This is a genomic window from Alistipes sp. AF14-19, from assembly GCF_003461645.1.
In the GTDB taxonomy this organism is placed as follows: Bacteria; Bacteroidota; Bacteroidia; order Bacteroidales; family Rikenellaceae; genus Alistipes; species Alistipes shahii.
On the sequence record NZ_QTXM01000004.1, the window covers coordinates 35,453 to 57,242 of the forward strand.

The 21,790-nt window shown below is 57.4% G+C and carries 24 protein-coding genes; 16 read left to right on the plus strand and 8 right to left on the minus strand.

The annotated features are described in order from the left end of the window. The first annotated feature begins 73 nt into the window (after positions 1–73). From DWW03_RS05265 to DWW03_RS05305, 9 genes are all read left to right on the plus strand, one after another. Complete coding sequence (locus DWW03_RS05265) at positions 74–286, plus strand: hypothetical protein (RefSeq protein ID WP_022062434.1); 213 nt, start codon at positions 74–76, stop codon at positions 284–286. An 84-nt stretch (positions 287–370) separates the two neighbouring features. Next, on the plus strand, positions 371–832 hold the full coding sequence (gene bcp, locus DWW03_RS05270) for a thioredoxin-dependent thiol peroxidase (protein WP_015547734.1): 462 nt from the start codon (positions 371–373) through the stop codon (positions 830–832). Positions 833–1,039: 207 nt separating this feature from the next. Further along, positions 1,040–2,056, plus strand: coding sequence for a recombinase RecA (recA, locus tag DWW03_RS05275; RefSeq protein WP_015547735.1), 1,017 nt, complete (start codon positions 1,040–1,042; stop codon positions 2,054–2,056). A 3-nt stretch (positions 2,057–2,059) separates the two neighbouring features. Then, positions 2,060–4,279 carry a RelA/SpoT family protein gene (locus DWW03_RS05280; protein ID WP_015547736.1) on the plus strand — a complete coding sequence of 740 codons (2,220 nt, stop codon included), beginning with the start codon at positions 2,060–2,062 and terminating at the stop codon, positions 4,277–4,279. A gap of 4 nt (positions 4,280–4,283) precedes the next feature. Next, positions 4,284–4,751 carry a hypothetical protein gene (locus DWW03_RS05285; RefSeq protein WP_022062435.1) on the plus strand — a complete coding sequence of 156 codons (468 nt, stop codon included), beginning with the start codon at positions 4,284–4,286 and terminating at the stop codon, positions 4,749–4,751. A 1-nt stretch (position 4,752) separates the two neighbouring features. Then, positions 4,753–5,043: a hypothetical protein gene (locus tag DWW03_RS05290; RefSeq protein ID WP_022062436.1), complete on the plus strand. Its 291-nt coding sequence runs from the start codon at positions 4,753–4,755 to the stop codon at positions 5,041–5,043. 31 nt (positions 5,044–5,074) lie between these two features. Then, positions 5,075–5,371, plus strand: coding sequence for a hypothetical protein (locus tag DWW03_RS05295; RefSeq protein ID WP_022062437.1), 297 nt, complete (start codon positions 5,075–5,077; stop codon positions 5,369–5,371). A 21-nt stretch (positions 5,372–5,392) separates the two neighbouring features. Next, complete coding sequence (locus DWW03_RS05300; protein WP_022062438.1) at positions 5,393–5,779, plus strand: HIT family protein; 387 nt, start codon at positions 5,393–5,395, stop codon at positions 5,777–5,779. Between the two features lie 658 nt (positions 5,780–6,437). After that, positions 6,438–6,893 (plus strand): helix-turn-helix domain-containing protein, encoded by a 456-nt coding sequence (locus tag DWW03_RS05305; RefSeq protein ID WP_022062439.1) that lies wholly within the window; start codon positions 6,438–6,440, stop codon positions 6,891–6,893. Between the two features lie 224 nt (positions 6,894–7,117). On the opposite strand, the gene DWW03_RS05310 is transcribed toward DWW03_RS05305, so the two are convergent. Then, positions 7,118–7,891 carry a formate/nitrite transporter family protein gene (locus tag DWW03_RS05310; RefSeq protein WP_015547741.1) on the minus strand — a complete coding sequence of 258 codons (774 nt, stop codon included), beginning with the start codon at positions 7,889–7,891 and terminating at the stop codon, positions 7,118–7,120. A gap of 153 nt (positions 7,892–8,044) precedes the next feature. Between DWW03_RS05310 and DWW03_RS05315 the strand changes: the two genes are divergently transcribed. Together DWW03_RS05315 and DWW03_RS05320 are read left to right on the plus strand one after the other, a co-directional pair. Continuing rightward, a complete protein-coding gene (locus DWW03_RS05315) occupies positions 8,045–8,902 on the plus strand; it encodes a metal ABC transporter solute-binding protein, Zn/Mn family (protein ID WP_015547742.1) in 858 nt (285 codons plus the stop codon). Further along, entirely contained in the window at positions 8,899–9,669 is a 771-nt protein-coding gene (locus tag DWW03_RS05320) for a metal ABC transporter ATP-binding protein (protein WP_022062440.1), read from the plus strand. The genes DWW03_RS05315 and DWW03_RS05320 overlap by 4 nt, the downstream gene beginning before the upstream one ends. A gap of 57 nt (positions 9,670–9,726) precedes the next feature. On the opposite strand, the gene DWW03_RS05325 is transcribed toward DWW03_RS05320, so the two are convergent. The 3 genes from DWW03_RS05325 to argS form a co-directional block, all read right to left on the minus strand. Continuing rightward, entirely contained in the window at positions 9,727–10,014 is a 288-nt protein-coding gene (locus DWW03_RS05325) for a hypothetical protein (RefSeq protein ID WP_022062441.1), read from the minus strand. Between the two features lie 145 nt (positions 10,015–10,159). Next, positions 10,160–11,167: a hypothetical protein gene (locus tag DWW03_RS05330; protein ID WP_240046618.1), complete on the minus strand. Its 1,008-nt coding sequence runs from the start codon at positions 11,165–11,167 to the stop codon at positions 10,160–10,162. 113 nt (positions 11,168–11,280) lie between these two features. After that, positions 11,281–13,062 carry an arginine--tRNA ligase gene (gene argS / locus DWW03_RS05335; RefSeq protein WP_022062443.1) on the minus strand — a complete coding sequence of 594 codons (1,782 nt, stop codon included), beginning with the start codon at positions 13,060–13,062 and terminating at the stop codon, positions 11,281–11,283. A 123-nt stretch (positions 13,063–13,185) separates the two neighbouring features. Here argS and DWW03_RS05340 point away from each other — a divergent pair, with 123 nt between their 5' ends. The 4 genes from DWW03_RS05340 to DWW03_RS05350 all read left to right on the plus strand — a co-directional run bounded on the left by DWW03_RS05340 (position 13,186) and on the right by DWW03_RS05350 (position 17,928). Further along, a complete protein-coding gene (locus DWW03_RS05340) occupies positions 13,186–14,457 on the plus strand; it encodes a hemolysin family protein (protein WP_022062444.1) in 1,272 nt (423 codons plus the stop codon). Then, positions 14,454–15,476: a tRNA dihydrouridine synthase DusB gene (dusB, locus tag DWW03_RS05345; protein WP_022062445.1), complete on the plus strand. Its 1,023-nt coding sequence runs from the start codon at positions 14,454–14,456 to the stop codon at positions 15,474–15,476. The genes DWW03_RS05340 and dusB overlap by 4 nt, the downstream gene beginning before the upstream one ends. Positions 15,477–15,911: 435 nt before the next feature. Beyond that, positions 15,912–16,076, plus strand: a complete 165-nt coding sequence (locus DWW03_RS16545; RefSeq protein WP_153811583.1) for a hypothetical protein — start codon at positions 15,912–15,914, stop codon at positions 16,074–16,076. A 31-nt stretch (positions 16,077–16,107) separates the two neighbouring features. Then, positions 16,108–17,928 (plus strand): glycoside hydrolase family 2 protein, encoded by a 1,821-nt coding sequence (locus tag DWW03_RS05350; protein ID WP_118406447.1) that lies wholly within the window; start codon positions 16,108–16,110, stop codon positions 17,926–17,928. A gap of 98 nt (positions 17,929–18,026) precedes the next feature. Here the strand turns inward: DWW03_RS05350 and DWW03_RS05355 are convergent, their stop codons facing one another. The 4 genes from DWW03_RS05355 to DWW03_RS05370 form a co-directional block, all read right to left on the minus strand. Then, positions 18,027–18,515: a methylglyoxal synthase gene (locus tag DWW03_RS05355; RefSeq protein ID WP_022062448.1), complete on the minus strand. Its 489-nt coding sequence runs from the start codon at positions 18,513–18,515 to the stop codon at positions 18,027–18,029. A 68-nt stretch (positions 18,516–18,583) separates the two neighbouring features. Then, positions 18,584–18,988, minus strand: coding sequence for a DUF5606 domain-containing protein (locus tag DWW03_RS05360; protein WP_015547751.1), 405 nt, complete (start codon positions 18,986–18,988; stop codon positions 18,584–18,586). A 19-nt stretch (positions 18,989–19,007) separates the two neighbouring features. Further along, a complete protein-coding gene (locus DWW03_RS05365; RefSeq protein ID WP_118406448.1) occupies positions 19,008–19,430 on the minus strand; it encodes a hypothetical protein in 423 nt (140 codons plus the stop codon). A 3-nt stretch (positions 19,431–19,433) separates the two neighbouring features. Beyond that, complete coding sequence (locus tag DWW03_RS05370; protein ID WP_015547753.1) at positions 19,434–20,345, minus strand: mechanosensitive ion channel family protein; 912 nt, start codon at positions 20,343–20,345, stop codon at positions 19,434–19,436. 109 nt (positions 20,346–20,454) lie between these two features. On the opposite strand from DWW03_RS05370, the gene serB reads away from it, so the two are divergent. Beyond that, positions 20,455–21,678, plus strand: a complete 1,224-nt coding sequence (gene serB / locus DWW03_RS05375; protein WP_044054862.1) for a phosphoserine phosphatase SerB — start codon at positions 20,455–20,457, stop codon at positions 21,676–21,678. The last annotated feature ends 112 nt before the right edge of the window (positions 21,679–21,790 follow it).

Sequence of the window (21,790 nt, forward strand, 5' to 3'; positions counted from 1 at the left end):
TTTTTCACCGCTGTGTCACAACCTGTCACTCGCAGACCGTTCCTTTGCAGCGTGAACCAAAAACAAAACGACAATGGGAACAGCTTACAGAATCAGGTGCAAGCACTGCGGAGCGCAGTTCGAGCACTCCATGCAGCCGGGCTACGGCCTGCTGCCGATGTGCGTCGGGTGCGGCGAATACGTCGAGACCGAAACGGCCATCCGGTGTCCTGCCTGCCTGCACCGGCTCAACACCACGCAGGAGGAGTTCAACGAGCAGATCGAAGTGACCTACCAATGGGATTAGGCCGCAAAAAAGTCGCCCGGGAAGCATGAAAATCGCCGGAAAATTCATACCTTTGAGAAAATAATCTCTTTTTCGGAAAACGCTATGACACAGTTGCAGGCGGGGGAGATGGCCCCCGATTTCAAGTCCACGACCCAAGACGGTGAGCCTCTGACGCTTGCCGATCTGCGAGGACAGCGCACGATACTCTATTTCTACCCCAAGGACAACACCTCGGGCTGTACGCTCGAAGCCAAAAGCCTGCGCGACGGCAAGGCCGAACTGACACGGATGGGATTCCGGATCATCGGCGTAAGCCCCGACAGCGAGAAGTCGCACCGCAGTTTCTGCGACAAGCACGACCTGAATTTCACGCTGCTCTCCGACACCGACCACTCGGTGTGCGAAGCCTACGGCGTGTGGGCCGAAAAGTCGATGTACGGCCGCAAGTACATGGGTGTGCTGCGCACGACGTTCGTCATCGACGCCGAAGGCCGCATCGAGAAGATTTTCACCAAGGTGGACACCAAGAACCACTACCGGCAGATCATTGATTCCTATAAGTAAGGACAGGATACAATTTGTCCCGCCGATGTGCGTCCGACCGCCGTATTCGCCGCCTAAAGCGTCGTTTACGAATCCGACCCACCCCCTAAATCCCCGTCTCGGGCGGGGACCCGACGCCGCAAGGCGGCGAAACAACGGCTCCCGCCGCTCGGCGAAGTTCGACAGCAGCGGACCGAAACAAAGTTAATGATACAAAACAAAACCATAATGGCAGAAAAAGTACAGATAAACGCGGACAAGCTCAAAGTGCTGGACGCAGTGATGCAGAAAATAGAGAAGGACTTCGGCAAAGGCTCGATCATGCGCATGAACAGCACCGAAGTGAACGACATTCCGGTCATCCCGACGGGTTCAATCACGCTCGACATGGCGCTCGGCGTAGGCGGCTATCCCAAGGGCCGCGTCGTGGAGATCTACGGTCCCGAGTCGTCGGGCAAGACCACGCTGGCGATTCACGCCATCGCCGAGGCGCAGAAGGCCGGCGGCATCGCGGCCTTCATCGACGCCGAGCACGCCTTCGACAGTTTCTACGCACAGAAACTGGGCGTGGACGTCGACAACCTGCTCATTTCGCAGCCCGACAACGGCGAGCAGGCGCTCGAAATCGCCGACTCGCTGATCCGTTCGAGCGCCATCGACATCATCGTCATCGACTCCGTGGCGGCGCTGACGCCCAAGGCCGAGATCGAGGGCGAGATGGGCGACTCGAAGATGGGTCTTCAGGCGCGACTCATGTCGCAGGCGCTGCGCAAACTCACGTCGAGCATCTCGAAGACCAAGACCGTCTGCATCTTCATCAACCAGCTGCGCGACAAGATCGGCGTGGTCTACGGCAACCCCGAGACCACCACGGGAGGCAATGCGCTGAAATTCTACGCTTCGGTGCGTATCGACATCCGCCGCATGTCGGTCATCAAGGACGGCGAGGACCAGCTGGGAACCCGCACGAAGGTCAAGGTCGTGAAGAACAAGGTGGCCCCTCCGTTCAAACGCGCGGAGTTCGACATCATGTTCGGCGAGGGCATTTCGAAGATCGGCGAGATCGTCGACCTGGGCGTCGATTACGGCGTGGTCAAGAAGGCCGGATCGTGGTTCTCCTACGGCGACCGCAAGATCGGACAGGGACGCGACGCCGTCAAGGAGCTGCTGAAAAACGACGAGGAGCTGCGCAACGAGATCGAGGCCAAGGTCCGCGAAGCCATGAAGACCACCAAAAAGGAGTAGTCTATGGGATATACTGCCGAGGATGAGAACCTTATAAAGGAGAAATGGGACGACCTGCTCCTCTCGTGCACCAAGATCTGCAAGAACGACGAGGACTGGAACTTCATCAAACGTGCATTTTTCCTGGCCAAGGAGGCACACGAGGGGGTAAGGCGCCGCTCCGGCGAGCCGTACCTCCTGCATCCTATTGCAGTAGCCAAGATCGTCATCGAGGAGATCGGGCTGGGCGTGAAATCGGTCGTCGCAGCCCTGCTGCACGACGTCGTGGAGGACACGGAATACTCCGTGGAGGACATGGAACGCATTTTCGGCCCGAAAATCGCCTCGATGGTCGACGGACTGACGAAAATGTCCGGCGTGTTCAACGCCGACACCTCCGAGCAGGCCGAATATTTTCGTAAAGTGCTCCTCACGCTCTCCGACGATGTACGGGTGATCCTGATAAAGATCGCCGACCGCCTGCACAACATGCGCACGCTGGGGGCGATGCCGATGAACAAGCAGATCAAGATCACGGGCGAGACGATCTACCTCTTCGCGCCGCTGGCCTACCGGCTGGGGCTCTACTCGATCAAGAGCGAACTGGAGGACCTCTGCATGAAGTACCGCTTCCCGCAGCAGTATGCCGAAATCACGCAGAAATTGCAGGAAAGCGAAGCTTCGCGCCGGGAGTTCATCAACAAGTTCAACGCCCCGATCATCGCCTCGCTCAACCGCGACAACATCAACTACGAGATTTCGGGACGCGTGAAAAGCGTCTACTCGATCTGGAGCAAGATGCAGCGCAAGCAGATTCCTTTCGAGGAGATTTACGACCTGTTCGCCATCCGCATCGTCTTCAAGCCGCTGCCGTTTCCGTCGGAGAAAACCCAATGCTGGCAGATTTACTCCACGATCACCGACATTTACACCCCCAAGCCCGACCGGCTGCGGGACTGGATTTCGATGCCCAAGGCCAACGGCTACGAGGCGCTGCACTCGACGGTGATGGGACCCGACGGAGTGTGGGTCGAGGTGCAGATCCGCACACAGCGCATGGAGGACATCGCCGAACGCGGATTCGCCGCCCACTGGAAATACAAGCATGCGACCATTTCGCAGGACGAGGACGAATTCGACAAGTGGCTGAAACAGATACGCGCGGCGCTGAACAGTCCGACGGAGAACGCCGTGGACTTCCTGGACAACTTTAAGTTATCGCTGTATACGTCGGAAATAGTGGTATTTACCCCTAAGGGCGAAGCCCGGAAAATGCCGTTCGGAGCCACGGCCCTCGACTTCGCCTACGACATCCACTCGAAGATCGGAAACAGCGCCATCAGCGCCAAGATCAACCACAAACTCGAACCGATCACCACGCAGATCAACAGCGGCGACCAGATCGAGATCATCACGGCCGACAACGCCCGCCCCAAGCCCGAATGGCTCGAAACGGTCACCACAGCCAAGGCCAAACAGTCGATCAAGAGTTTCCTCAAACGCGAACGGCAGAACAACATCGAGCGGGGCATGCAGATGCTCGACGAAAAGATGAAGTCGCTGAACGTCAAGTTGAGCGGCCGCGTACTGCGCAAGATCACGCCCATTTACGACAGCAAGAACAAGGAGGAGCTGTACAGTAAGATCGGAGCGGGAATCGTCTCGCTCGACAACCTGGACAAAGCCCTCAAGGTCAACTCCAAGAGCAAGATACTCAAATTCTGGACCCTCTTCATCCCCCAGAAGAAGGAGGACGAGACGGACGATGCCGCAATTCCGGGCGAAATCGCCCCGGCAGAGGAGGCTCCGGCCACGGAACCGCAGTTCGAAATCGCGGAGTGCTGCAAGCCCATTCCGGGCGACAAGGTGGTAGGGTATCGAGACCCCGCCTCGGGAAACATCATCGTACACAAGGCCACGTGCGACGAGCTGAACCGTCTTGCGACACAGTTCGGCCGCAACATCGTCAAGGAGGAGATCAAATGGTCGCAGCACAAGGCCATGTCCTACCTGGTGACCACGGAACTGCGCGGCATCGACCGGCAGGGCATCCTGCTCGACCTGGCGAAGGTCGTAAGCGCCGATTTCAACATCAATATCCGCGAAGTGAACATCCACAGCCACGACGGCATTTTCGAAGGCAACGTCAGCCTCTACGTGAAGGACGCCGAAAGTCTCCACGCCGTGATGGACAAACTGCGCAAGATAAAGGGTATAGAGAGTGTCAAACGAACATTGAGTTAAAGACATGGATGATTTCGCAACGGTAATATGGGTCGTGATCATCGCCGGAGCGATGATATTCAACGTCGTATCGCAATCGCGCAAGGCCCGCGGAAAAGGCGCCCGCACACCCGGCCACGAAGAGGCGTGGCCCTCGCAGGCACACCCGGAGTCCGAACCGGCTCCGATGCCTGCTCCACGCCCTGCGCCGTGGCCCGTTGCACCCGTTTTTCCGGACGAATGCCAGAGTCTGGAGGAGATTCCCGCCGAGGAATACGCACCGGAACATACGACGCCGAAAGCCGCCGGGAGGGGGCATTTACGCCATCAGACCGTCAACCGGCTCATGGACGACAGCGGGAATGACGAAATCGCCGCGCATTCCCTCACGAACAATGCACCGGATGCGGCAACGACGTCCCAGACCGAAGAATTCAACCTCCGGCAGGCGATTATCTACTCGGAAATACTGAAACCCAAGTTCGAGGAATAGGATGCCTGAAACCAAGCCTAAAGCCCCCTTGACGCCCGAAGAACTGCGTTGGCGGGCCGCCGCCCGGGACCCGGACAAGGCAAAACGCAATCTGAAACTGCAATACATCCTGCTCAGATGCGCAATCGCCGCAAGTATCGGATGGGGAATCTACTTATTCCGTACCGATGTCATCTCCCGGTCGGACTGGTTGGGAGCGTTGGGGATCGCCCTCTCCCTCGTCAGCATCCTTCTCGGCATTGTCAATAACAGGCGTATTTTGGTGGGCAAGAGGCCCTGGGGCGATCTCTGACCCACTCTCTCCACAGCAGAAACCTCGATAAATGACGAAAATGACACCTCGGGAAAATAAATGGCTGGAAGAATACCGCCGGCGGGAAGCCGCGAAAACGGTCCGAATGCAGCGCAGGGCGCTTTGGTTCTGGGGTGCGTTATTCACGACATGGGCGATTTTCGGGCTTTTCGCAGAACCGGACAAGTTCACATTCACCGACAGCCTGCTGCTGATAATGATTCTTGTCAATGTATTTAACAGCATCAAGGAACTGATCCGCAATAAACGAATCGCCGCAGAAAAAAATGCAGCCGAAACTTCGGAAGACGCCCCGGTCGCTAAATAGGCAAAACCTAAAAACAAAGATATGGCAACTATTTTTTCACGCATCATCGCAGGGGAGATCCCCTCGTACAAAGTAGCCGAAAACGAAGACTACTACGCATTTCTCGACATCAATCCGCTGACAAAAGGCCATACGCTGGTCGTCCCCAAAAAGGAGGTGGACTACATTTTCGACCTCGATGACCGAACGCTGGCAGGCATGATGCTTTTCGCCAAAGAGGTCGCAGCCAAAATCAAGCGGGAAATAGCGTGTGCAAGGGTAGCAGTCGTCGTTTTAGGCCTCGAAGTGCCCCATGCACACATTCATCTGATCCCCATTCAGAGCGAAAACGACGTGGATTTCCACCGCGAAAAGCTCAAACTGACGCCGGAAGAGTTCCGCGAAATAGCCGACAAACTCTCGAAATAGAAGGCTGTTTACAAATCTACAACAAGCTGTATTTAAGCCGGATAGTGGGTTATCAACACTATCCGGCCTCTTTTTATTTAACATAATAAATCCGAAATCCGGAGATGTTAACAAAATGTCTGATAAGGGTTCGGAAATAGCTTGAAAATGCATTCATTTTTACAAAATAGGGTAGTGTATTTACAAATGTAAACACACAATGTCCGCGTCATTTCCATATGTAATTACATTTGTAAACCACATCTGTTTGTTAAAGATGTCAATAGTTACAATTGTAATAATCCGGCATCCTTTGAATAAACTGCAATTCCAGAGCGACCAACAAGCGATCAAAATATTAAACATCGAGCAATATATATCCATCAATCAGCTATTTACAAATATTACTTAAAGAAACGATTTAATATCATACGGTCTAATTCATCAATAACCAGCTACATGCAGACAACACCAACAATATACGACGTAAATACAATAATATCATATATTTACTGTTATTTATCTAAAATAACGCTTTAACAAATAGATTGCATGCAAATTTAACCATATCGACTTATTTACACTTGTAAACTTTGTCGACACTTATTAACATTTTACAAATGTAGATTTTACTTGTTTTACAAAAGAAAAAACTTTATATTTGTAAAAATTTGCGCTGATGAGGGAAAAATTGCTCGATCTGATGAAAAACGAAGGATTGAAGCCGAGCCAGCTCGCGGAACTGCTCGAAATCAATCCGGCGGGAATTTCCCATATTCTCGCCGGGCGAAACAAACCGGGCTTCGATTTGTTACAAAAGATTCTCCGGAGGTTCCCGCGAATCAATCCCGACTGGCTGCTGCTCGATTCCGACAAGATGTATCGCGACAGCGAACCCGAACAATCCGCACCGGCCGCTGCGGTCGAATCGTCGATCTCCGACGGATTGTTCGGTCCGACCCGGAATACGCCGTTCAACCCGCCGCATCAGGAGCCGGCTTCGACAACGTCCGAAAATCCGGCGCCGCCGGCAACGACTCCATTTTCCGGCACACGAACAGACGTCGCTGTCCGGCGGATCGTAATATTGTACGATGACCTTACCTTCGAGAGTTTCACGCCGACAAAGCGCTAAAAGCCATCGCCCGGAATATTTTTGTGAATGTTGCACGCACAGGAAGATAATCCGCCGCCGGCCGAAGCTTAAAATCCAAAATGAATTTAACCCGCCGGCCAATCGTCCGACCGGCGACCATAAAAAAAGCATCCTTACAGTACAAAGGTAATTGAATTAATATTGTCATTATGTTAAATTATGGTCGTTACCCGAATATTAATTGATTAATAATCAACCGTTTTTTACTTATTAATATACCAGTAGATACCGCCGACAAAGACCGCTCCGCCGGCGATATTGCCCAAAGTCGCGGGAACAAGATTGGCAAGCAGAAAATCGGACACGGTGACCGATGCACCGTGCATCATGCCCAGCGGAATGAAAAACATATTGGCGACGCTGTGTTCATAACCGATTGCCACAAAACACATTATCGGGAAAAACAATCCCAGCAGCCGGCCCGCGACATCGTTGGCGCTCAAACCCAGCCACACGGCCAGGCACACCAGCCAGTTGGCGCCGACACCCCGCAGGAACACCGTGAGCCACGGCATCGAGACCTTTGCCTCGGCAATGCCGACGGCCGCCGAACGCCACGCCTCGGCAGAGAGCATGCCGGGAAGTTTCACGAGAAAACAGGCGAAAAACAGCGACCCGACAAAATTTCCGGCATAGACCAACATCCAATTTAACAACACCTTACGCCATCCATAACGTCGTCCCAATGCACCGGGGATCAGCACGGCATTATTGCCCGTAAAGAGTTCCGCTCCTGCGAAAACGACCAGCATAAGCCCCAGCGGGAAGACAAGTCCGGAGAGCAGGCGCTGCAATCCCGGAGCAGGAGCCATCGACGGAAAGCCATATCCTATCACGATGGAAAACAAGCCTCCCATAGAAATATAGGCGCCAGCTAAAAACGCTAAAATCAATATTTTGCGAACGGGAAGCGAAATCTTGTCGGAGGCGGCCCTCTCCACCAGGGCGAGGACCTCTTTCGGATTGTTTATCGGCATACGGGGATTTTAATCGGGGGCCAAAGATAAACATTTCGGCCGAAACGACAAAACAAGCCGCAAAATCCCGCCGCTACGGGTAATTTTACTACCTTTGCACAAAATACAGGGGACTACCCTACCGTATAAATCACAAATCATTGATTGTCAACCATGCGTAAATTATCGGCATACTTACTGGCAGCCCTGCTGCTCGCGGCCTGCACGCCGGAACAACCCGCCGGGGAGAATACGTTTTACGTCTCGATCCCCCCGCTGCGCAGCATCGTGGAGGGGATTGTCGGCGACGATTTCAAAATCGAGGTGCTCGTGCCGCCCGGAGCAAGTCCCGAGACGTTCGAGCCGACGCCCCGGCAGTTCGTGGAGCTGAACAAGGCACAGCTCATTTTCAACGTGGGATTGATCGACTTCGAAACCACCCTGCTGGGCAAAGTCGGGGATCAGGCGAAAGTCGTGAACTTGAGCCGCGGTATCGACCTGATCGCAGGCTCCTGCTCGCACGGCCACCACGGACACGACCACGGGCATGCCCACGGTGTAGACCCCCACGTCTGGACCTCGCCCAAAGCCCTGCAAACGATGGCCGCAAACGCCTACGAGGCAATTCGCAACGCCTATCCCGACTCGGTGAAATACGAGGCCGGCTACAACCGGCTGCGCAGCACGCTCAAGGAACTGGACATCCGCACGGCGGAGAAGATCGCCCGGAGCGGCGTGAAGTACTTCATCGTCTACCATCCCGCACTCACCTACTACGCACGCGATTACGGACTGCGGCAGGTGGCCATCGAGGCCGACGGCAAGGAACCGTCGGCCAAACAGCTGACGGCGGTTATCCGACAGGCCCGCGAGGACGGCGTGCGGCGGATTTTCTACCAGAACCAGTTCCCGGCATCGACCGTGGAGATCATCGCCCGCGACATCGACGCCGAATACGTGGAGATCGACCCGCTGGACGAAGACGCCATCGGCGCCATCGACGCAATGACCGATTCAATCACGGCAAAATGAATCTGGTAACGCTGCGCGACGTAAGTGTCGCATACGACGGCTACGAGGCCCTCCGGCACGTCGACCTGGAGATTGCGGACCTCGATTTCCTGGGGGTCATAGGTCCCAACGGCGGCGGAAAAACGACGCTCGTAAAGGCCATCCTGGGAACCGTCCCCCACACCGGAGAGCTGACTCTCGCCCCGGAGCTGTTCCGCGGGAAGGAACGGCTGATCGGCTACATGCCGCAGATTTCGGATTTCGACCGCGCATTCCCGATCTCGGTCCTCGAGGTCGTACTGTCGGGATTGCAGGGCCGCCGCGGATTCAGCTCCCGCTACACGAAGGAGGACCGTGCCAGAGCGATGGAACTGCTTGCGGCATCGGGAATCGCCGACACGGCCCGCAGCCCCATCGGCGAGGTGTCGGGCGGGCAGATGCAGCGGGCGCTGCTGGCCCGGGCCGTGATCTCGGACCCGAAGCTGCTGATCCTGGACGAACCCGCGAATTTCGTGGACAACAAATTCGAGAAGGAGCTTTACCGCACGCTGCATGAACTGAACGCCCGCATGGCGATCGTCATGGTGTCGCACGACATCGGCACGATCACCAGCGTCGTGAAGGAGATCGTCTGCGTCAACCGGCAGGTCCACCGCCACCGTTCGAACATTCTGACCGAGGAACAGTTGCGCAACTACGACTGCCCGATTCAACTGGTATCGCACGGGCACATCCCCCACACCGTGCTGGAACACCACCCCGGCGACTGCTGCCGCGACCACGAATAAAACGAACGGAGCGCCCCGCATGAGGCGCTCCGTTGTTTTTCAGCGAAAGGGACTACCCTATTTCTGCTCGTTGATCTTGCTCAACTTTTCGAAAAGTTTGCCGAAAACGTCGTCCATCTCGGCGCGCAGGGCAGCGTAGTGCTTGCGGACGAGCGACGGATTGTGCGGCTCGGCGGGATTCATCGCTTTGGCGAACAGATCGTTGCGAACGCCGACGGCCTCCTGCATCACCTCGAAAATCTCCTTCTCTTTCGAAGGCTGAAAACAGATAGCCATATCGCAGTCGAAAACAACCTCCTCAAGGCGGTAGTCAATCTCCTTCTTCAGGTTTCGTAAATTTGCCATATTCAGTCGATTTTAAAATTTTTGCTCTGACAAAGGTAATAAAACGTTTCGGATTATCAAACATTTTCGGACTGCGGCCCCGGGAATTATTTCCCGGGCGGGCGGCGGACAAAAAAAGATTCCGGAAATCCGGAATCCTTTTTCATTACATTTTTTCGAGCTCCTTGTAGGTCTTTTTGGCGGCCTTCTCGGCTTTCTTGGCGGCCTTGGCCTCCTTTTTAGCGATCTTTTTGGCAGCCTTCTCCTGCTGGCGGACTATCTTCTGCGCTTCGCGGGCCTCTTTTTTGGCGAGCCGCTCGGCGGCCCTCGCCTCCTTCTTCACCTCCCGGGACTCCTCGCGCACCTCCTTCTTGTATTCGTGCCTGTCGGGCATCTCGACGATGATTCCGTTCACCTGCTCGTCGACAACGACATACGGTTCAGCGGGTTGCGCGGGCTGCGGCTGCGGAGCCGGTTTGGGTTTGGGGATCATGGTGCGCTGCTCGACGATGCTGCCCGCACCGTAGCCGATCGTCAGTTCGACACGGCGCAGTTTCGGCAGAACGTTCTTTTTCAGGTAGCTCCACGCAGCCGGCATCTTCTTGAGCGCCAATTCTTTCTGATCGGACGACTGCTTGCCGTCGATGACGTTCAGCACGGACTGCCGGTCGGGCATCGACGACTGCGCGACCAGCGCGCGGCACGTCTCCCAATCCTCGGCGACGGAATTCACCGTCACCTTGTACTTTTTCGAGAAATCGTACTTCCTGTCGACATACGCCTTGAAATCGCCGGCCCGCTTGGCAGCCAGCGCTTCGTTGAACTTCAGCGGACCGTCGGGAGAAGAATAGCCCGTGATCGTCACGGCGCAGACCTGCCGGAGCGTATCCTTCACAAGGTTGTCCACAAAGGCGTTGAGTCCGTCCAGCTCCTGCGGATTGCCGTTGAGCGCGGCATTGAGCGTCGCCAGATTGATCTGGTAGCGAATCGAATAGTCGGCGTCGCCGCGGCTTTTGACGATGAACCTGCGAACGATGTAGTCTCCGTCGGCAGTCTCCGACAGCAATACGGTATCGGCCGCAGGAGCCGGAACCGCACTCTTGGTTTGGGCCGTCGCTCCGGCAGCGGCACACAACGCGAGAGAAAGAGCGAAAGTTGATGCAAATGTTTTCACGCTAAAATAGTGTTAGTTAACGTCCTCGTCTCTCGCAAGATTCGTACCACGCTAACGGCACGAAAAAACGGAGGTTTCGGCGAAACCTCCGTTTTTCATTATCACAGAATGCGTTACATGCGTTCGGGGACGTCGATGCCCAGCAGTTTCATGCCCTCCTTGATGACGCGGGCGACCTGCTGCGCCAGCTGGAGACGCATCGTGCGCACCCCGGCGTTCTCCTCCTTGAGGATCGAATGGTCGTGGTAATAGCCATTGAACTGCTTGGCCAGCTCGTAGACATAGGCCCCGACGACCGACGGCGCGAAGTTCTCGCCCGCGGACTTCACCACCGACGGATACTCCGTCAGCGACTTCACCAGGTCGATCTCCTCGCGCAGGTAATCCGCCGTGGCGGCTCCTCCGAAGTCGATGCCCGCCTCGGCGGCCTTGCGAAGCACCGAGCGGATGCGCGCATGGGTGTACTGGATGAAAGGACCCGTATTGCCGTTGAAGTCGATCGACTCGCGGGGATCGAACAGCATCGTTTTCTTGGGATCGACCTTTAATATAAAGTACTTGAGCGCACCCAGCCCGACCATCGTCGAAACGGCATTGGCCTCCTCCTCCGAGCATCCGTCGAGCTTGCCCAGCTCGGCCGACATCTCGCGGGCCGTCGAGACCATGCCTTCGATCAGGTCGTCGGCGTCGACCACCGTACCCTCGCGCGACTTCATCTTGCCCTCGGGAAGCTCCACCATGCCGTAGGAGAGGTGGGTGATATGATCGCTCCAGTCGGCGTAGCCCAGTTTCTTGAGCACCAGTTTCAGCACCTGGAAGTGGTAGTTCTGCTCGTTGCCCACGACGTAGATCATGTCGTCGAGCCTATTGTCCTCGAAGCGGCGGAAAGCCGTGCCGAGGTCCTGCGTCATGTAGACCGACGTGCCGTCGCCGCGCAGCAGCAGTTTCTCGTCCAGTCCGTCGGCCGTGAGGTCGATCCACACCGAATTGTCGGAACGGCGGTAGAAGACACCCTTTTTAAGCCCCTCCTCGACGAGCGACTTGCCCAGCAGGTAGGTCTGCGACTCGTAATAGACCTTGTCGAAATCGACGCCCAACGCCTTGTAGGTCACGTCGAAGCCCTCGTAAACCCAGCCGTTCATCGTCTCCCAGAGCGAGTACACCTCGGGGTCCCGGGCCTCCCACTTGCGCAGCATCTCCTGCGCCTGGAGCATGATCGGGGCGTTTTTCTTGGCCTCGTCCTCCGGCTGTCCCTGCGCGACCAGCTCCCTGATCTGCGCCTTGTAGTGTTTGTCGAACTCCACGTAGTACTTGCCCACGAGGTGATCGCCCTTCATCCCCGACGATGCCGGGGTTTCGCCGTTTCCGTAGAGCTTCCACGCCAGCATCGACTTGCAGATGTGGATGCCGCGGTCGTTCACCAGATTGGCCTTGATGACCGTATGGCCGTTGGCCTTGAGAATCTGCGCCACGGAGTAACCCAGCAGGTTGTTGCGGATATGCCCCAGATGGAGCGGCTTGTTGGTGTTGGGCGACGAATACTCGACCATCACGGTACGGCCCGTCGCGGGAGCCTGCCCGAAACGTTCGTCGGCGGCGACCTCGGCGAAGCGGGCCGCCCAGAACGCACTGTCGAGCGAAAGGTTGAGGAAACCTTTGATCACGTTGAACGACGCGATCTCGGGGACGTTGGCCGCCATGTATTCGCCGATTTCGGTCGCGGTGGCTTCGGGCGACTTGCGGCTTCGCCGGAGCAGCGGAAAGGTTACGAGGGTATAGTCGCCCTCGAACTCCCTGCGGGTCTTCTGAATCTGCAACTGCTCGTCGCCAAGCTCACCGTAAAGCGCCTCCACCGACCGGCGGACCGCATCCGAAATAAAGGTTTCGATATTCATATCCAATAGATTTTGCCTGCAAATTTAGCGTTTTTCAGCGAATAAGCAATTCCCCCGGGACCATATTCTTTGGTTTTAGCCCGACATCCATTATCTTTGCGACACAAACCGACAAGACATTCCATGGAAATTCTCGTCATTCTGCTGCTGATCCTGCTCAACGGGCTGTTCGCCATGTCGGAGATCGCGCTCATATCGGCCCGCCGCTCGAATCTGGAGATGCAGGCCCGGCAAGGCAGCGCAGGCGCCCGCCAGGCCCTGAAACTGGCCAAAGACCCCGACCGGTTCCTCTCGACCGTACAGATCGGCATCACCCTGATCGGCATTCTCACGGGTATTTACTCCGGCGACACGCTGGCGGCGAAATTCGGCGGAGAGCTGGCCCGACTGGGCATTCCGCTGCGCACGGCGACCGTCACGGCGCAGGTCACTATCGTCATCGCGGTCACCTACCTCACGATCATCTTCGGCGAACTGGTTCCCAAACGCATCGGCATGAACGCCGCCGAGCGGGCCGCAAAAATCGTTGCGCAGCCGATGCGGCTGCTTTCGGTCGCGGCGTCGCCCTTCGTGTGGCTGCTCTCCAGAAGCACGGCGGGCGTCGCCCGCCTGCTAGGCCTGCAACGGGCCGAGAGCAAGGTCACCGAGGCGGAAATCCGTTCGATCATCCAGGAAGGCGCCGAGGACGGCGAGGTGCAGGCGGTCGAACAGCAGATCATGGGCCGCGTCTTCTCGCTGGGCGACCGCACCGTGGAGTCGATCATGACCCACCGCAGCGAACTGGCATGGATCGACGCGGCGGCGTCCGCAGCGCAGATCCGCGAGACGGTGGCCCGAGCGCCCCACAACCGCTACCCCGTCGGCGAGGGAAGTCTCGACAAACTGCTGGGCGTGGTCTGCCTCAAAGACCTCTTCCTGCACCTGGGCGACGAGGGATTCGACCTGCGCAGGCTGGTCGCTCCGGCGAAATTCTTCCACGAAGGGTTCGAGGTCTACAACGCCCTCGAACAGCTGCGCACGGAGCAGCTGGGCTACGGCATCATCTGCGACGAATTCGGCGTGACGCGCGGCATCATCACCCTGCGCGACATTTTCGAAGCCCTGGTCGGCGAACTGCCCGACCCGCGCGAGGAACCGGACATCGTCCGGCGCGAAGACGGCAGCTGTCTGGTCGACGGGCAATGCCCTTTCTACGACTTTCTCGACTGGTTCGGTCTGGAAAACGCCCTGCCCTGCAACGCCTACAACACCGTCAGCGGCCTGATCCTCGACCAACTGGCCCACATTCCCGCCACGGGCGAGAAACTGGAATGGAACGGCTTCACGTTCGAAATCGTGGACATGGACGGCGCGCGCATCGACAAAATCCTCGTCAGCCAGAAACAACAGCCATGAAAATAGCAAATATAGAACTGGGCGAACGCGCCCTGCTGCTCGCTCCGATGGAGGACGTGACCGACCCGTCGTTCCGCTACATGTGCAAACGCTTCGGCGCCGACATGGTCTACACCGAGTTCATCTCGTCGGACGGGCTGATCCGCGACGCGGCGAAATCGCTCAAGAAACTCGAAATCGACGACACGGAACGCCCCGTGGGCATTCAGATATACGGCCACCTGATCGACCCGATGGTCGAGGCGGCGCGCATGGCCGAGGCGGCCGGTCCCGACGTGATCGACATCAATTTCGGCTGCCCGGTGAAGAAGATCGCCGGCCGCGGAGCCGGGTCGGGGATGATGCGCGACGTGCCGCTGATGGTCGAGATGACGCGCCGGATCGTCGCGGCGGTGAAGAAGCCCGTGACGGTGAAAACCCGCCTCGGATGGGACGAGGAGTCGAAAAACATCGAAGAGATAGCCCTGCGGTTGCAGGATGTCGGCATTGCGGCCCTCACCATTCACGGGCGCACGCGGGCGCAGATGTACCGCGGCGAGGCCGACTGGACGCTGATCGGCAAGGTGAAGAACAACCCGCAGATACGCATTCCGATCATCGGCAACGGCGACGTCGATTCAGGTCCGAAAGCCCGCGAGATGTTCGACCGCTACGGCGTGGACGGCGTGATGATCGGCCGGGCGACCTACGGCCGGCCGTGGATATTCCGCGAAGTGAAGCACTACCTCTCGACGGGCGAAGCGCTGCCGCAGCCGTCGGTCGCGGAACGCGTGGCCATCGCGAAGGAACATTTACAGAAATCGCTCGAAATCAAGGGTGACCATGTCGGAATCCTCGAAATGCGGCGTCACATGACCAACTATTTCAAGGGGCTGCCCGACTTCAAGTCCACACGGCTGAAACTCGTGACATCGCTCGACACCGCCGAGCTGTTCGCCACGCTCGACGAGATCGCCTGCCGCTGGGGCGGCTACGATTTGAGCGAAGCGGTTCCGGCACCGCTGTCGCACAACCTGTGAAAAAGCGGGGCCGCAATGTGTGCGGCCCCGCTTTTTCATCGGAATCATACCGGTCCCTACTCGACCGTAATGCTGTTGAGCAGGCCGGTGCGGTTCCCGTAGCCGTCCACCTCGAAGGCGTAGATTCGGCCGAAAGCCGGGCGTTTGAAGAATAGCATAAAATAATGCACGATTTCGATTGGCATACAAATATAAATACATCAGCCGTTCCGGGGCACCAATATTTGACCAATCGACGACAATTTTTCGCCAACCGGACCCCTGCGGGGCATTTTGACTAAATCTTGCTTTTTTCTGATCAAAATATGGCAGGTAAAAAATTTTAATTTACGAAATTTGTATTCGTAAATCAGGATCTTAAAACCAACCCAACCATGAAAGCTCCCGTAAACGCCATGTCGCTGCGCCGGATCGCGAACCTGATGGTATATCTATTTGAGCGCCGACGACGGCAATACGGGCAACCATCAGATATACGTGCTCGAAAATCCGGAGCAGGCCCCCGCAAAGGTCGAAGCGATGGCCAAAGCGTATGAAGCCTGGGCAAAGCGCTGCATGGTAGAGCCTTACCCCGGACAGTTCAAGAAGAAGAGACAGTAAACACTATATTCAATCCTTTTATCAATCAGTAATGAAAAAAACAATTCTGACAACCGTGGCAGCGCTGAGCATGCTGTGCACCTTTGCCCAGTGGAAACCCGTGGGCGACAAAATCAAGACGCCATGGGCCGAAAAGGTCGACCCGGCCAACGTGCTTCCCGAATACCCGCGTCCGCAGATGGTACGCTCGCAGTGGGTGAATCTCAACGGCCTGTGGGACTATGCCATCAAACCCGTCGGCGCCATGGAACCGAAAACGATGGACGGAAAGATCCTCGTCCCCTTCGCTGTCGAATCCTCGCTGTCGGGCGTGCAGAAGGGCCTCACCGAGAAGGATGAACTCTGGTACCGCCGCACGTTCAGCGTGCCCGCCGCCTGGAAAGGCAGCAACGTGCTGCTGAACTTCGGCGCGGTGGACTGGAAAGCCGACGTATTCGTGAACGACATCCTTGCAGGCTCGCACACGGGCGGCTTCACGCCCTTTTCGCTCGACATCACCCCCTATCTCAAGGCCAAAGGCGAGCAGAAGCTGGTCGTACGCGTGTTCGACGGCACGGACAAGGGATACCAGCCCCGCGGAAAGCAAGTGCTGAACCCCAACGGCATCTGGTACACGCCGGTCAGCGGCATCTGGCAGACCGTGTGGATCGAACCGGTGGCGAAGAGCCACATCTCGGGCATCAAGGCCATTCCCAACCTGGACCAGAAGAACATCGCCGTAACCGTGGCGGCCGAAAACTGCACGACGGGCGATCTGGTGGAGGTGAAGATCCTCGACAAGGGCAAGCTCGTGGCTTCGGCGACGGGACTTCCCGGAAACCCGCTGCGTCTGGGCATCGCCGAGCCGAAACTCTGGAGCCCCGACTCGCCGTTCCTCTACGACATGGAAGTGTCGCTCAGGCAGGGCGGGAAAACCGTCGACAAGGTCGATTCGTACACCGCCATGCGCAAGATCGGAACCAAGCGCGACAAGGGCGGCATCCTCCGCATGACGCTCAACGACAAACCGCTCTTCCACTTCGGTCCGCTCGACCAGGGTTGGTGGCCCGACGGACTTTTCACCGCACCGACCGACGAAGCGCTGCTGTTCGACATTCTGAAGACCAAGGAGCTGGGTTACAACATGATCCGCAAGCACGTGAAGGTCGAGCCGGCGCGCTGGTACTACCACTGCGACCGCGAAGGCATTCTCGTATGGCAGGACATGCCCTCGGGAGACATGGGCAACAAGTGGGAAATGCACACCTACAACGGCGGTACGGACAAGAACCGCACGCAGGAGTCGAAGGACAACTTCAGCAAAGAGTGGAAGGAGATCATGGATTTATGCATGTCTTCCCCGAGCGTCGTGGTATGGGTTCCCTTCAACGAGGCATGGGGCCAGTTCGACACCGAGCGCATCGTGAACTGGACCATGGAGTACGATCCCTCGCGTCTGGTCAACCCCGCCAGCGGCGGCAACCACCGTCCCTGCGGCCACATGCTCGACCTGCACAACTACCCGGGTCCCGCCATGAAACTCTTCGATCCGCAGCGCGTGAACGTGCTGGGCGAATACGGCGGCATCGGGCTGCCCATGGAGGGACACCTCTGGTGGAACAAGCGCAACTGGGGCTACGTGCAGTTCAAGACCCCGGAGGAGGTGACGGCAGAGTATGAGAAATACGCCAAAAGCCTGATCAAATACGTGCGTCTGGGCTTCTCGGGCGCCGTCTACACCCAGACCACCGACGTGGAGGGCGAAGTGAACGGTCTGTTCACCTACGACCGCAAGGTGATGAAGGTGCTTCCCGAACGGCTCAAGGCCGCCAACAAAGCGGTCATCGAATCCATGCCGCTGGACATGGAGTAAACGCTCCGGATTCCTGCAAAAACAACCTCTGCGTACACTTAATAACGAAAAAGGGAACGGGCGTGAAATTCACGCCCGTTCCCTTTTCAATCCATCGCCTATTTCAGCACCCGCTCGACATAGGCCTTGTAATCCTTCACGACGGGTTCGTAGCCGTCGTCCTCGTACAGCGGCGAGGAGATCAGGAAATCGGCCGACGAACGGTTGATGGCCGTCGGGACGTTGTAAAGCGTCGCCAGACGCAGCAGCGCCTTCACGTCGACGTCGTGCGGCTGGGCCGACATCGGGTCCCAGAAGAAAATCAGCGCATTGATCTTTCCGTCGGCGATGAGCGACCCCAGCTGCTGGTCGCCGCCCAGCGGACCCGACTTGAGCAGCGTGATTTTCAGCTCGGGTTTCTCCTCCGTCTCGTCCTCGTGCTCCTCCCGGTGGTCGCGCAGGGTCTTTTCGACCATCTTGCCGGTCGTACCCGTACATACCAAATGGTGGCGGCTCAACTTGCGGCTGTTCCAGTCGACCCACTCCGCCAGGTCGCGTTTCATGTTGTCGTGGGCAACCAGTGCCAGCACTTTCGTTTTCCTCTCCATAACGACAGGTCTTTATGAAAGCCGCAGCGGCTTTCGGTTCGTCCCGGCACGGGCCGGGATATTTTTCGCTATTCGTTCTCGGCCGGAAGTTTGAACTCCGTGAATCCCGCCCCGACCAGCGTGTTGTACCACGCGAAACACTTCTTGATGTCCGAAACATGCACCCGGTCGCGGTCGTACTCGGGAAGCACCTCGGCAAACGCGGCTTTCAGCTTCTCGGGCGACTCCTTGGGGCTGATCGCCTCCTTGCCGCCCGTGTGGGCGTAGATCCGGGTGAAAACGTCGGCCAGCGCAATGTCCTCGCCTTCGGTGAACATCGAAATCTCCGAAAGGGCGCTCACCTTGGCATTCGCCGAGGCATTCATGCGCCGTCCGTCGAGCAGCGACTCGACGATCACGCCGCGCACGGACTGCGCCACGAATTTATAAAGTCCGGGCTGGCCCGAAATGGCCAGAATCTCTTTCAGTTCCATAAAATTGCTATTTCGTTGTTTAAATGGGTTGTTCGGATTCTTCCTCCTCTTCGTCGGGAACCGTATATTCCCGAAGCTGCGTATAGGAGGGCACATTGTATGCCGTGATGGCACGTATCCGGAAAGTCACTTTCCGGCCGGCTCTATGCCGGGGAATGACTCCCTCGTAATCGAACGAGGTGACGTCGGCTGGCGGCTCGGTCTTCGCGACGGTCCTCACGTCGGATTCGTCGCCGTCGAGCATGTAGAGAATGCAGACGTTGCGCAGCCCGTAGGGGCACGAAACGGACACCTTCACCCGGACCTCCGAATCGAAGGCCATGGTCTGCGGCGACACGGTCACCTCGCCGAATTCCGCCGGGGTCGTATACTCGGGTCCCCGGTCAGGATTGCAGGCCGAAAGGCTCATTGCCGCAAGAACGGTGAAAAGGTGCGTTTTCATACCCTACTCTTTGGTCAGGTGCACGTCCATCTGCGGGAACGGGAAGTTGATGCCGGCCTTCGGCAGCTCCTTGTAGAACTGCTCGTTATGCTCGAAAAAGACGTTCCAGTAGTCAGCGTTCTTGACCCATGCGCGGATCGAGAGGTTCACCGAACTGTCGGCCAGCGCAGCGACCCACACCACCGGGGCGGGATCGGGCAGGACGCGCGGATCGGCGGCCAGCATCGAAAGGACGGCCTTGCGGGCCACATCCACGTCGTCGCCGTAGGAGATGCCCACGGTCCAGTCCACGCGGCGCGTCTCGGAGGTGGAATAGTTGTCGATGATGGCCGTCGCGATCGAGTTGTTGGGAATGTAGATCGTCTGGTTGTCGGCCGTGGCGATCACCGTCGAGAAGAGCTTGATGTCGCGCACGGTTCCCGACTGTCCCTGCGCCGAGATGTAGTCGCCGATGCGGTAGGGTTTCATCAGCAGGATCATCACCCCGCCGGCAAAGTTCTGGGCCGTGCCGCTCAAAGCCATACCGATGGCCAGCGTGGCGGCCGACGCGACGGCGATGAGCGATGTCACGTTGACGCCCAGCGTCGACACGACGATCAGGATGAGCAGCAGCGTGAAGAACGCGCTGACGGTATTACGCGTGAACGAACGCAGCGAAATGTCGACATTGCGGTGCTGCATGGCCACGTCGATCAGCCGCAGGAAGCGGCGCACGAGCCAGCGTCCGATGAAATAGATGGCTAGCGCAATGAGAACCTTGACAAGAATCCAGAGCGATTCACGAATCAGCGAGCCGAACAAAGTGCTGAAATCCATGTTCACGATCTTATTGACCGCTTCGGCCAGATTCGCTTTCTGCACACTGTCCGGCACGATCAGCGAGGCAGGTTCTTCGGCCGCTAAAAATGTCCACATAATTCCGTTTTTTAAGTTTGTGAGGCAAAAATAGCCAAAAAAAAGAGAACTTTATTAACTTTGTCTGCGCTTTTTGCAGAAAGCGCCGGAAAACACCATACATTATACGATGCAGAACAACGTTGAAATTATCCAGATCAACATTTCGGGTGAAGACAAACCGGGCATGACCTCGTCGCTCACCGAGATCCTCGCACGCTACGACGCCTTCATCCTCGACATCGGACAGGCCAACATCCACCAGTCGCTGACGCTCGGCATCCTGATCAAGACCACGGCCGACAAGTCGGGAAGCATTATGAAGGAGCTGTTGTTCAAGGCGTCGGAACTGGGCGTGATGATCCGTTTCACGCCCATCTCCGAGGAACGCTACAACGACTGGGTGGGCCGTCAGGGCAAAAACCGCTACATCATCACCCTGCTGGGCCGCACCGTCACGGCACGCCACATCGCCGAGGTGACGAAGGTCGTGGCCGAGCACGGGCTGAACATCGACGCCATCAAACGCCTCACGGGCCGCATGCCCCTCTGCGAGGACGACCGCGCCGCCAAGTCGTGCATCGAGCTCTCGGTGCGCGGATCGCTCACCGACCAGGAACGCAGCACGATGCAGGAGGGATTTATGAACCTCTCGGAGATCGGTCTCGACGTCTCGTTCCAGAAGGACGACATCTACCGCCGCAGCCGCCGCCTGATCTGCTTCGACATGGACTCGACGCTGATCGAGACCGAGGTGATCGACGAACTGGCCGAGCGCGCGGGCGTGGGTGACAAGGTGCGCGAAATCACGGCCAGCGCCATGCGCGGCGAGATTGATTTCCGCGAAAGCTTTTCGCAGAGGGTCGCGCTGCTCAAGGGACTGGACGTCTCGGTCATGGAGGAGATCGCCCGCAGCCTGCCGATCACCGAGGGGCTGGAGCGCATGATGACCATTCTCAAACGCGTGGGTTACAAAACGGCGATCCTCTCCGGCGGATTCACCTATTTCGGCAACTACCTCCGGCAGAAATACGGCTTCGACTATGTCTACGCCAACGAATTGGAGATCGAGGACGGACGCCTCACGGGACGCTATGTCGGCGAGGTGGTCGACGGACGCCGCAAGGCTGAACTGCTGCGGCTGCTGTGCCAGTTCGAGGAGATCAACATCGCCCAGTCGGTGGCCGTCGGCGACGGCGCCAACGACCTGCCGATGCTCAACCTCGCGGGCCTGGGCATCGCCTTCCACGCCAAACCCAAGGTAAAGGCCACGGCCCGACAGTCGATCTCGACCATCGGGCTGGACGGCATCCTCTACTTCCTGGGACTGAAAGATTCGCGTATCGAACAATAACATTGCTGGATACGCTTCCGCGCGACACGCCGCATCCCGCTTCGGTCCGGTCGTTATCGCCGCCTCCGGCGTCGTTCACCGGTCCGCCCCTCTCCCGGGGAAGGGCTTAACG